The 12581-nt window shown below is 35.2% G+C and carries 11 protein-coding genes; all 11 read right to left on the bottom strand.

Annotated features, from left to right (window positions below; all coding sequences use genetic code 11):
* Window positions 1-17 precede the first annotated feature (17 nt).
* Window positions 18-1841 carry an ABC-F family ATP-binding cassette domain-containing protein gene (locus RU96_RS01410; RefSeq protein ID WP_417323499.1) on the bottom strand — a complete coding sequence of 608 codons (1824 nt, stop codon included), beginning with the start codon at window positions 1839-1841 and terminating at the stop codon, window positions 18-20.
* Window positions 1842-2284: 443 nt separating this feature from the next.
* Window positions 2285-4330 carry a cation:proton antiporter gene (locus RU96_RS01405; RefSeq protein WP_071863760.1) on the bottom strand — a complete coding sequence of 682 codons (2046 nt, stop codon included), beginning with the start codon at window positions 4328-4330 and terminating at the stop codon, window positions 2285-2287.
* 3 nt (window positions 4331-4333) lie between these two features.
* Window positions 4334-4615, bottom strand: a complete 282-nt coding sequence (locus tag RU96_RS01400) for an AAA family ATPase (RefSeq protein ID WP_071863759.1) — start codon at window positions 4613-4615, stop codon at window positions 4334-4336.
* 197 nt (window positions 4616-4812) lie between these two features.
* A complete protein-coding gene (locus RU96_RS01395) occupies window positions 4813-6948 on the bottom strand; it encodes a penicillin-binding transpeptidase domain-containing protein (RefSeq protein WP_071863758.1) in 2136 nt (711 codons plus the stop codon).
* A gap of 333 nt (window positions 6949-7281) precedes the next feature.
* Window positions 7282-8391, bottom strand: a complete 1110-nt coding sequence (locus tag RU96_RS01390) for an LCP family glycopolymer transferase (protein ID WP_071863757.1) — start codon at window positions 8389-8391, stop codon at window positions 7282-7284.
* Window positions 8392-8547: 156 nt separating this feature from the next.
* On the bottom strand, window positions 8548-9357 hold the full coding sequence (locus RU96_RS01385) for an ABC transporter permease (protein WP_071863756.1): 810 nt from the start codon (window positions 9355-9357) through the stop codon (window positions 8548-8550).
* A 42-nt stretch (window positions 9358-9399) separates the two neighbouring features.
* Entirely contained in the window at window positions 9400-10455 is a 1056-nt protein-coding gene (locus RU96_RS01380; RefSeq protein WP_071863755.1) for an ABC transporter ATP-binding protein, read from the bottom strand.
* 133 nt (window positions 10456-10588) lie between these two features.
* Window positions 10589-10984, bottom strand: coding sequence for a glycerol-3-phosphate cytidylyltransferase (gene tagD, locus RU96_RS01375; RefSeq protein ID WP_071863754.1), 396 nt, complete (start codon window positions 10982-10984; stop codon window positions 10589-10591).
* Window positions 10985-11084: 100 nt separating this feature from the next.
* Window positions 11085-11285: a cold-shock protein gene (locus tag RU96_RS01370; RefSeq protein ID WP_071863753.1), complete on the bottom strand. Its 201-nt coding sequence runs from the start codon at window positions 11283-11285 to the stop codon at window positions 11085-11087.
* Between the two features lie 82 nt (window positions 11286-11367).
* Entirely contained in the window at window positions 11368-11847 is a 480-nt protein-coding gene (locus RU96_RS01365) for a GNAT family N-acetyltransferase (RefSeq protein WP_071863752.1), read from the bottom strand.
* 59 nt (window positions 11848-11906) lie between these two features.
* Complete coding sequence (locus RU96_RS01360) at window positions 11907-12515, bottom strand: superoxide dismutase (RefSeq protein WP_071863751.1); 609 nt, start codon at window positions 12513-12515, stop codon at window positions 11907-11909.
* Window positions 12516-12581 lie beyond the last annotated feature (66 nt).

Below are 12581 nucleotides of genomic sequence, written 5' to 3'. Positions count from 1 at the left end.
CATATTATATTCATCGCTTAGTCTGTAGCAAATTCACTTAAATACTCCCACCGTTGCATCTTTTCTTCTAACAAAGCTTCAGATTTACTAATCTGCTTTTGTAATTCTTGCAATTTGGTAAAGTCTGCCCCTTGATGATTCATTTCTTCTGTTAGCGTGGCAATCTTTTCTTCTAGCTTTGTGATTTCTTTTTCGATTGCTTCCCATTCTTTTTGTTCCATGTAAGTCAATTTTTTCTTTACTGCATCTTTTGGCTTGGTTACTGGATCTTCACTGATTTTTTTAGTTACAGATGTGGGAGAATCTCCTATCGTATTTTCCGCTAAATAATCGGTAATACTACCAAAATAAGACGTAATAATGCCATTCCCTTTGAAAATCAGTAGTTTTTCAGCGACCTTGTCTAAGAAATAGCGATCGTGGGAAACAGTTAAGACTGCACCAGGGAATGTATCTAAATAATCTTCTAAAACAGTTAATGTCGCAATATCTAAGTCATTTGTCGGCTCATCTAACAATAAAACGTTCGGTTGACTCATTAATAATTTTAGTAAAAACAGACGGCGTTTTTCTCCACCGGATAATTTTCCTATTGGGGTGCCATGGGTTTGGCGTGAAAATAAAAAACGTTCCAACATTTCCGTCACACTAACTTGAGTACCATCATTTTTTTTGACCATTTCTGCTACTTCTTGCAGATAATTGATCATGCGCTGATTTGGATCCATCACATCACTTTGCTGCGTATAATAAGCCATACGAACAGTTTCACCAATCGTTAAAATACCGCTTTGTAAAGGAATTTTGCCACTAATAAGATTGAGTAACGTTGATTTACCGGCGCCATTTTCACCAGTGATGCCAATTCTTTCTCTAGCCTGCACTAATAAATTAAAATCATTTAAAATTACTTTATTCTCATAGGCATAATTTGCTTCTTTTAACTCGATTACTTTTTTTCCCAAACGTTTAGTCGCTATTTCAATGGCGACTTGTTCTTCATTTTTAGTTTGGCCCATACTTTCTTTTAAATCTTCAAAACGATTAATCCGTGCTTGTTGTTTAGTTGTTCTAGCCTTAGCCCCAGCTCGCATCCAGGCTAACTCTTGTTTATAAAGTTGCTTTTTCTTTTGTTCCGCTTCAGCATTTACCCGTTCTCTTTCAGCTTTTGCCGCTAAATAGTTTTCATAATTTCCACTAAATTCTTGCAACTCCCCATTTGAAAGCTCAAAAATACGATTGGTTACGCGATCTAAGAAATAACGATCATGGGTAACCATTAAAAGGGCACCGCGATAATTTTTCAAATAATTTTCTAACCATGTAATTGCATCATAATCCAGATGGTTTGTCGGTTCATCTAATAAAAGTAAATCCGGCTCATCAATTAAAACTTGCGCCAAACCGACCCGCTTTTGTTGCCCACCAGATAAGTTGTTAATCGGTTCATTTAATTGGTGAATGCCTAATTTTTGCAAAATAATTTTAGCGTTGGTGTCAGTCTGCCAAGCATCTTGCTCGTTCATCGCTGCTTCTGCTTTGGCAAAACGTTTTTGTGCTCGCTCACTTGTTCCGTCTATCGCGAGCTGCTGCAAAGCTTGCTCATATTCTTTTACTACCTGAACTTTCAGGCTGTCACTTTCAAAGACCGCTTGTAAAACGGTTTGATTTGTATCAAAGTTACTTTCTTGGGCCAAATATGCGATACGATAATCTTTGGCATAGTCTAGAGGATTTAAATCACCGTCACCACTTTCAATTCCGGCAATGATTTTTAACAAACTACTTTTACCGGTCCCATTAATTCCGATTAAACCAATCCGATCTTTTTCATGAATCATAAAATTTAAATCGTAAAATAATGTTTTTTCGCCGTAAGTTTTGTGTAGTCCTGTCACTTTTAATTCTTTCATTTGTCACCCTCCAATGTCTCACACATTGTACCATTATTTGTAAAAAAAAACAGTTAGACATTTTGTGTAAACTTTGTTTTTTCATTCAATTTTTATCTAATTCAATTGTCTGAAAACTATAAGATGTGGTCGATTTTTAGCCATGATATTTCTCTTAGATACTAATAAAATTAACTATGCTACATTTTTAACCAAACAAAAAAATGTTACTAAGTAATGCCCCACCGCCAAAGCTAAATTTTTGCTTTGAGACTTAGATGTGGCACCCTTAGTAACATTTTTAAATTAAGCAACTATTTTTTGCATTCATTTATTCATCAGCAAATACTAAATGAGCTAGCCCTTTTTACGAATCAAAATCACCTGTGATTTTAGATTTTTCTAAAAAAAGGTACTCTTGGTAAGTTACCTGTCTGCCCCATTGCATAAGATTCTAAAAGATTCACTTTACGGCGATACTCATTAGCTGCAAAAGTTGTAATAGTTCCAGCCGTTTCAAATAAATCAATCACTTTACGTTCCAAATAATAACCACGTAACATTTCCTTAATATAAGCGGGATCTTGTCGAATCATGACTGCTGCCATAAAATCATTTAGCTCCAATTGTCCCATCATATTTTGACGTTGCTCTAAGAAATGGGCGATAATTTTTTCATCATAAACCCCATCTAAACTAGACAAACTTTGCTTAATTAATTTTGTATTACGCAAGTATACTTTTTTAATTTGATTTAAGTCATTTGGTTGCATTTGTTTAGGAGCATTTTGTCTTCTTTCAAAAAAGAGTTTAGGGTGCAAAATCACCCGGATAATTCGTCTCACTACTAATAACCAAAAAGCGAGAAATGACAAAATTTGCTGTCCTACCGAATGTTGAAAGTTAGCGATAAAGCGAGAATAAAAACGATAGGTATTACCATCAATTTCATGGCGGCGAAAACTTTCATCTAAACCATCCCGTTCAATACCGATAATTAACGCCTGGATTTCTTGTACTTCTTGCCGTTCGCTTTCTGTCATAGCTACCGTATAAATATCCCACATTCGGTTTTCATACGTTTGGATTACAGCTTTTAATGCAATTTGTTCATTTTCTGTTAATGTTTCATCTAACTGATCTACCTTTAGTTCTTCTTTGACTTCTGATAAGATAGCGAGTCCTTTTTCATCAACTGGTACTTCTGCTTCACCATCAGAAATTTGAGGTAAAACAACTAAACTAATGATCAAACTTAACAAAATAACTCCAGCGGTTAAAAATAATAAAACGCTACGTTGTGGGAATAACTCACCATGAAGGCTAGTTGGTAAAATAAAAATAGTTGCTAAACTGACGGTTCCTTTCACCCCACCAAATGTTAAAAGTAAAATTTCTTGCCACGACTTTGCTTTACTTTTTTTAGCACTAAAAAGATTTAAAAGTAGCAAAAAAATAAAACGAATAAAAAACAAAATGATCGTAACTGCTACAATAACCAACAGTAATAACCAATTAGCATAAACATCACTTTCCCAAATTGGTGAAAAAACTTGCGAGATTTCAATTCCCAAAAAAATAAAGACGAGACCATTTAAAGTAAAGACAATCGTATTCCATGTTGCCGTAGAAACATTTGCCAGTTCTGCTTGAAATAAAGTTACTTTTTGCCGTCCAGTAGCTTGCATAACTCCCGCTACAACAGCGGCAATAATGCCAGATACACCAATAATTTCAGAAAAAACGTATGCTACAAAGGGTAATAAGAGTTCAATCAACAAATAAGCCGTCACATCTTGGGCAGATAATTGCTCAATTAAACGGATTAATTTTCTTTTTCCCCAAACTACAACGATCCCCACAAGAGCTCCGCCAACGCTAGCAAACAGTAGACGCCACGAACCTTGCCAGATAGAAAAACTCCCAGTAACTAATGCGATAGTAGCAAATTGAAACGCCGTTACACCAGAAGCATCATTTAATAATCCTTCGCCTTCTAAAATTCGCATTACCCGTGGAGGAATTTTTAACGATTTCGTAATAGAAGACACTGCCACAGCATCGGTTGGTCCTAAAGCCGCACCAAAAGCCATACAAGCTGCCAGAGGAATGGTTGGCATTAAAGTATGTAACGTTATTCCCACCGCCACTAAAGTTACAAGTACGCCACCAAAAGCTAAAGATAAAATCGTCCCGAAATTTTTAAAAATGACAGGTAGATCCGCATGTTCTCCTTCCCGAAACAAAAGTGGTGCGATAATCAACACTAGAAAAATTTCTGGGCGAAAATTCAACGTCCGACCATAACTTGATAGACCAACTAAAATACCAAAGAATATTTGGATGAAAAAAATAGGTACAGTCGGAATAATCTTGGCTAAAATATTGGAAAATGTAATGGCTACAGCAATTAAAATAATTAATTCAACTAACTCCATCCCTTACTCCTTTTGTTTAAATTCACACAATAATTTTAAAAAGATTTCTTTGCGCGCTACAATTTTTTCTTCGAGTTCTTTTAGTTCTTTGGGCTGCTCTTCCAACTCTGTTTGCGCTCTTTTGGCCTCTAAGCGCAAAAGTTCGTGTTTCAACCGTTCTAATTTTCGATAGCTAAATAAATTTTTGCGCCTTATTTTTTCTAAAATACGCCGTCTTTCTGCCATTGTTAGACTACCATATTTTGTGCGTAACAAATTCATCTGTGTTTCAAAGTCTTTACTCATGATTTTTCTCCCTTAAAAAATGTCTTATTAACAGTAGCGCAAAGAATTAAAGTTGACAAGTAATAACTGCGTTTCTTAAGGCCAACCCAACTTTTTGTGAAACTTCAATTTATTAAAAAGAAACTGCAGCTGTTACACCTTCTATTTCAAAAAAAGACGATGCGACAAGAATTTTGTCACACCGCCTAAAAATATAGTTAGTTATTCATGTAAAGATCATAATAAGCATCCATGATTTCTTTAGCAATAATGACATTGACATGATCATTATCATTTTTCAAGTTTGGCAACATTACACTAATAGCGACTTTAGCATCATCAGATGGCCCATAAGCGACAATATTACTATTGATGGTATCAATCAGTTTACCATTTTTTGTAGTAACAGAGGTTTCTGCCGTACCTGTTTTAGCTGAAGCTGACATTTTTGCTCCCGCTAAAGCAGTTGCAGTCGTATAAGGATCATTCCCATGAACGGCATCGTAAAATCCACCTTGAATAATATCCATTTGACTTTTTGAAAGATTAACAGTATTTAAAATTTTCGGCTGAATCGCTTTTTTCAAATTGCCTAAATTGCCTTCAGCATCGTTTCCATAAATTCCACTCACGATATGGGGTTGAATTCTTTTACCACCATTTGCCACTGTTGCAGCATATTGTGCAAGTTGCATTGGTGTGTAAGTATCAAACTGACCAAAAGATAAATCGAGTACACTCCCCCCATTATTTTGGGAATCTAGGAACCGAGTATCTTTAATCAAACCACTTTCTTCACCAGGAAGATCAATACCTGTTTTTACACCCATCCCATATTCAGAAAATGCTTTTCGCAAAGCATCATAGGTGCCAATCTGTTTGTCAATTAAAGGCATTGAAATATTATATTGATAGTCCATGTGTAGTAATTTAAAAGCAACTTTCATCATATAAGCATTCGATGAAATCTCCAGTGCTTTACGAGCCGATAAATTACGGCTCCCACTACCGTCTTTATTATAGATTGATGCTTTAACAGCGGTACCGTTGACTTTTATTGGTTCATCGTATAGGACTTCGTTGCCATTTAAAACCCCATTTTGCCAACCAGCTGTAAGTGTACCTGCTTTTACTACCGAACCAGGTACAAAGGCTGATTGAACAGTTCCTAAAGCATGTTCCTCTAATGAATCACTTTGTTCTTTATGCAAAAAACCAGCCATAGCTAAGACACCACCAGTATTGGGGTCCATCGCTACAGCGTATGCCCCGGGTGAATAATCCGCCTTACCTGCATCAATTAAGCCTTGATAATTTTTTTTCAAAATCGCTTCTACCCGTTTTTGAAATTCAGCGTTAATAGATAACACTAAATTATCTCCTTTTGCTCCAGGTGAGACTTCTTTTTGGCTTGAAATATTACCTTGTCGATCTAACAATACTTCAGACTGTGATTTTGTTCCTTGTAAAACATCCTCATACTGTTTTTCTAAAAAGCTCGTTCCAACCCGATCGTTACGAGCATAACCTTTTGCCAAATATTTGTCTAAATCTTCAGCAGGAAGCCCTGTAGTTTCTGTTGAAACTTTACCTAAAATACTACGTAAAGAGCCATTTTGGGCGTAGTCACGTGTCCAGTCAGTTCCAGTTGAAACTCCTGACAATTCACTTGCACGTTCAGCAACAACTGCTAATTCTTCATCGGTCACATCTTGATTTTTAATATAAACAGTATTTAAAGCAGATGCGCTGTTCATTCGTTTGAAAATCATTGCAGCTTTTTTTTGTTTCGTATCAAATTCAATTTCTTTAGCAGATACTTTATCGACCAATTTAGCGTAAAGCTTACTTTGGTCAGTAATTAATTTCTCGCTGGTGCTTAAGCGATCATTAGCTTTTTTCAAATTCTTCGGGTCAGCCAACCAATAGTCTTTCAAATCTCGTTCTTGTAATGTTTTATCTATCGGAACATCGATTAATTCATTCAGACGGTTCGCAATTTTCAACAAATCCTCAGCGGACATTGTATTTCCTCTGGTAAAAGTGATGGCAGGATTAGCTTTATTGGTAACTAACGCTTTACCCGTAGCATCATAAATCATTCCTCGCGGTGTACTGCCTTTAATATCAATTGTCGAAGAAGCCTTTAGCTGGGTGGCAATATTATCGCCATTAACAATTTGCAAATAACCAAGTTGTGCAATTAAAGCAATAAATAAGGCAAAAATAATAAAGAAAAGAAAGTTTAAACGAAATGGAACATGGGAACGCGGCGCCGTTTTTGAAGGTGCCCGTCCGTCTTTCAATTTTTTTTCGATATGCGCTTTTGTAAATTTATCTTTAAGATCTTTCATGAGTCAAATCCTTCCAAAACATGAGTACCGTCTTATTTTACCAAAAAACAAGTAAGAATACAGTTTTATTCCTCAAATAAATAAAACCTTAAGCTTGTTTTTAATCTAAAGATAAAATGTTCCACAAGAATAATTATCTTTTTAATTTTTTATCATAAAATCGGGTAATTTAATGGATTTAACCATTATCTTTTTCTCATAAATTGTGAAACATTCTTTTTTCTTACTTTTTGTTTTTTATAAACTGTGGGTAACTACAAAACAAAAAAATCTTGAGAATGAAAAAAGACAACCTCAAGAAAACTACTCGAGATTGTCTTTTTTAGCGTACTATTAGTAAGCAGCTTGTTCTTCGTAATTTTGATCATAGCCAGAAGTAGTTTGGCTACCATCATCATACCCTTGTGTCCCTGTTACATTTTGAACAGAGCCATCAGCGTCTGAGGTTTGATTAGTATCATCATAAAACTGTCCTTGCGCATATCCACTTGTGTATTCATCACCAGTTGGTAAAGTTTCACTTGTAGGTAAATTCAACTCTGCTTTCAATTTATTTTGCATAGTCAAAATTTGATTCAAACCTAACATTTGGTAATAAATACCATTCATCATTTGGCCTTCGCCTTCTAGTTGATCTTGCTCAATATTTTTAAAAGCTGGAATATAATTATTAGCAATATCTAACATATCGTCCCAAGAAAGATCGGTCTTAGTATTTTTTTCAACGGCTTTTAAGATTTTTTGATAGTTTGCCACGCTATCAATACTCATCACTTTATTGACAATTTTCGTAATTACTTCACGTTGGCGTTTTTGGCGGCCAATATCACCTTCTGGATCTTGTTTACGCATTCTCGCATAGGCCAGACCAGTTTTACCATTTAATTTGATTTCACCTTTTGGAACGTGGACACCTTCTAGGGTAAAATCAATTTTGTTATTCACAGTAATTCCGCCAACAGCGTCAATTAAATCACGTAATCCTTGCATATTAATCGACACATAATGATCTAATGGAATATCCAGCAAATTTTCTACTGAGTCCATTGCCATTTCCACACCACCAAAAGCATACGCATGGTTTAACTTATCCATCGTACCGTAACCAACAATTTGAGTATAAATATCACGGTCTAAACTGACAATTGTTGAGCGTTTCTTTTCTGGGTTTACCGTTACCACCATCATCGAATCTGAACGACCTTGTTCTGTTCTTCCTAAAGCACCGGTATCAATCCCCATTAATAAAACAGAAAAAGGTTCGGTATTATCAATATTGGCTTTTGAAACATGGCGACTATTTTTTCGATCAATCTTTTCAACGATAGCATTAAACGAACTGTTTGCATCGTGGTACATTTTGATTCCGTAAGCAGTCGCCCCTAAAACAGCGACAGTGATTACACCCACGATTCCTAAGATAATTTTTTGATATAAACGCATTGGACACCTCTTAAGTTAACTTTTTCATTTGTGGAATATCGTATAAATTCTGCCATAATTTTCTACTTTGGGCAATGCCGGATTACTTTTATTACTCAAACTTAACACTTTTGCAACATAAATGAAAAGAAGCGATCAAATCTGATCGCCTCTTTTTTAAATATAATCAACAAAACGGGCCCGGAATTTCATATGCAAATGACTCCCTAAAATAAGCAGAATTAAGATAATTCCCCAAAATATTAAGGTATAATTGGCTTTTTCCCAAAACCAAGCTCGGCTTAAAAAGGAGTCTCTGATGCCGTCATTAATGTAATAAATTGGATTAAGTTTTAGTATTTTAACCAACCAGACGGGGAGATTGCGATTATTGATATCCCATATTGTTCCCGAAACATAAAAAAGCAAGCGTAAAACCGACTGTAAAAAGATATGATAATCTCGTATTAAAACAGTTATAGTCGAGTTTAAAATACCAAAAGCAAATAGAAATACAAACATACAAACGAAATAATAGATATACTGCAACCAATAAATTGTCGGTGTCACCCCAGATACCAAGAGCGCACCCACCACAATGGCAAGCATGGGAAAATAAGAAGAAAGATTACTAACAATATTGATGGTCGGCAAGACACTGACGGGAAATTTCATTTTCGCTACCATACCAACTTGTCGATGAATCGAATTTGACGCACCCAAAATAGATGTATTTATATAAAACCAAGCTGTAATCCCCATAATCATCCAGACAAAGAAGGAAACACCATCCATTTTACGATTGCCATTCATACCGATTCCAAAAACCAAATAGTAAATTCCTACTTGAATGGCGGGATTCAAAATTTGCCACGCAAGTCCCAAATAATGGCTTTGATAAGTGGCCTTATCTTCATAGCGGGACATGCGAAAAATCATTCCTAAATGTTGAAACTGTTCTTTAATTATCAACCAAATTTCTTTCACTAAAATCTTCCTTTACATATCAACGACTAGCAATAGTCATCCTTATTTAAAAACTTGTACGATGGTATCTACGGGATGCTTAATAGCATGTGTTAAAGAGCGTCCGCTAAATGATACTAACGAAAAGAAAATTGTCGCAATAGTTGCACCAACGAGAACAGCTTTTGTTACTCCTGTCATTTTATCACCTAATGGCGTCCGCTTTAAATTCTTGTTAATTTGATCGTCAGGTAGTTTTTGTGCCACTAAATGTTGATCTTGTTTAGCGTTTTCTGCCAGTTTAGTAAGGTTAAAAGATTTTTGTTCTTCTTTACACTTATCTTGATAAGCTTTTTGTTCTTTTTTAGACAACTTTTTAAACCAATTGATGAACTCTTTATACTCGCTCATCACCTCATTGGTAGGTCCAATAGCACGCATATCGCCATAATGCATCCAAATAGTTTTATCGCAGAGTTTTTCGACTTGAGCCAACGAGTGACTCACAAAGAAAATAGTCTTTCCTTGTGCTTTAAATTCCATAATTTTATCGACACATTTTTGATAAAAAGTTTCATCACCAACAGATAGGGCTTCGTCAATGATTAAAATATCGGGATCATTGTGAACTGCAATTGCAAATCCTAATCGTGATTTCATACCACTGGAATAACTTTTAACCGGTTGGTTCACAAAATCACCTAAGTCAGCAAAAGCTACAATTTCATCCATTTTGGCATCAATTTCCTTATTAGTAAGACCTGTCATTAAAGCCTTCAAGCGGATATTTTCAATCCCGGTTAATTGCGGCTTCAAACCAGCTCCAATAGCAATAATTGATGTATCGCCATTTACTTCCATCGTGCCAGAAGTTGGCGGAATGATACCGCTAATAATATTGGAAAGCGTCGATTTACCAGAACCGTTAATTCCAATAATTCCAACAGATTCACCAGCTTTTACTTCAAAATTAACTCCCTTTAATGCCCAAAAACGGGGAACATTACGATGATAAAACTTGAAGAGTGCCTTTACTTTATCAGATTTCTTTTTGTACAAATCATACTCTTTTGTAACAAGGGTGCTTCTTACTTTAATATTATTTTCCAAAATCTTCATCCTTTACCAGATATTGACTTGAAATAGTTCACGCTACATCATACCATATTTTATTTATTGGTCAAAACAGCCTCTAATAAAATAGACCAAAAATATGAAAAAGTCGAGAAAATTCTCGACTTTTTCGAAATTATTACAATTTTAAATCGTTTTTAATTTGCGTAGTGGAGATTTCAGGTGTCCGGGGGAGATAAATAACTTCAGCTTCTGTTTCTTCTTGCAGAAAATCAAACTTACCTGCCCAGTCGTCTCCCATTACAAATTTATCAATATGGTAAAGTTCGATGTCACTAACTTTTTGATCCCAGGCTTCTTCAGGAATTACTAAGTCTACATAGCGAATTGCTTCTAATAATTGTTTACGTTTTTCATAACTGAAGTAACATTTTTTTTGTTTTTCATCCCAGTTAAACTCATCCGTTGACAGAGCAACGACTAAATAATCACCTTGTTCTTTGGCACGCCGTAACAAATTAATATGGCCATAATGCAATAAGTCAAAGGTTCCATAAGTAATAACACGTTTCATGTTTTTCCCTCGTTTCTTTTTCATATAACGAAGATAGCAAAAAAGATTTAAAAAGGCAAATAAAGAAAAAAACCGGAATAAAATCCGGTTAAAAACTAAATTATAATTTAGTTACTTCAGCTGCTTGTGGACCCCGAGCGCCTTCAACGATTGTAAATTCAACATCTTGGCCTTCTTCTAAAGATTTGAAGCCATCCCCTTGAATTGCTGAGAAGTGTACGAAAACATCATCGCCACCTTCAGTTGTAATAAAGCCAAACCCTTTTTCGTTGTTAAACCATTTCACTTTTCCTTGTTCCATATTTCGTGTAGCCTCCAAAAAATATAATTTAACGGATCACCCGTCACTTAATTATAACCAAAATTGGAAGCGGTAGCAAATTTTATTTTTCTAAAATATAATCATTCATAATAAAGCCATTACCGATTTCATCGTCTTTTGTAGCAACAATTTTAAAGCCACAATGTTCGTACACTGCAATGGAATGTGCGTTATTCCGATTTACTCGCAGTTGTTGTTTTAAGCCTAATTTTTCACTTAAATTATCGTACCAAGTAAAAATTTCACGCATCAACCCCTGTCCTCGAAATTCTTTTTTGATGTAGAGCTTACTAATATAGATTGCTGTATCCTTAATTTCGTAGGCTGTATAACCAATCATTTCATCTTCTTTTAATAACGCAAAATAACGAGCACCTCGTTTTATTTCTGCTTCAATATTTTCTTTTGATTGATAATTGTCTAACATAAAATCCACTTGTTTTGCTCCAATAATTGGCGTAAACCACTCTTGCCAAATTTCGACAATAACAGGATATAATACTGCGATTTCTTGTTGTGTTTCAATTTTCTTTTTTTCCAAATTGTTTCCTCCAAATAAAAAATGTGGTGAAAGTTTCCCTTCACCACACTTTAGACTACTTATTTTGCGTTTTCAAAATGTTCATTGGCTTTATCCCAATTTACAACTTCCCAAAAAGCTGCAATATAATCAGGACGCACATTTTTATATTTCAAATAATAAGCATGTTCCCAAACATCTAAGCCGATAATTGGTGTTTTACCTTCCATCAATGGTGAATCTTGATTAGCAGTAGACATAATAGCCAATTTACCGTTATCAACTACTAACCAAGCCCAACCAGAACCAAAACGTCCAGTCGCAGCTGTTTTAAATTCATTTTTAAAATCTTCAAAAGAACCAAACGTTTCATCAATGGCATCTTTTAGAGCGCCAGTTGGTGTGCCACCAGCATTTGGTGCCATAATTTCCCAGAAGAATGTGTGGTTAGCATGTCCACCGCCATTGTTTTGAACAGCAGTGCGAATATCAGCTGGAATTTCATCCATGTATGCAATCAATTCTTCGACACTTTTTTCAGCTAATTCAGGATATTTTTCCAAAGCTGCATTTAAATTTGTTACATAAGTGTTGTGATGTTTATCGTGGTGTAAGTGCATTGTTTCCACATCAATATAAGGTTCCAATGCATCATATGCGTAAGGTAATTCTGGTAAAGTATAAGCCATTTCTAAACTCCTCCTAAATGTTATTTACAATGTAAACACTATCAAAGAAAAGTCAATTATTCAAAA

It is taken from the genome of Enterococcus canintestini, assembly GCF_001885735.1.
Taxonomy (GTDB): domain Bacteria; phylum Bacillota; class Bacilli; order Lactobacillales; family Enterococcaceae; genus Enterococcus_C; species Enterococcus_C canintestini.
The sequence above is the reverse complement of the archived record's forward strand: the minus strand, read 5'-3'. Positions and strand labels throughout refer to the sequence as shown.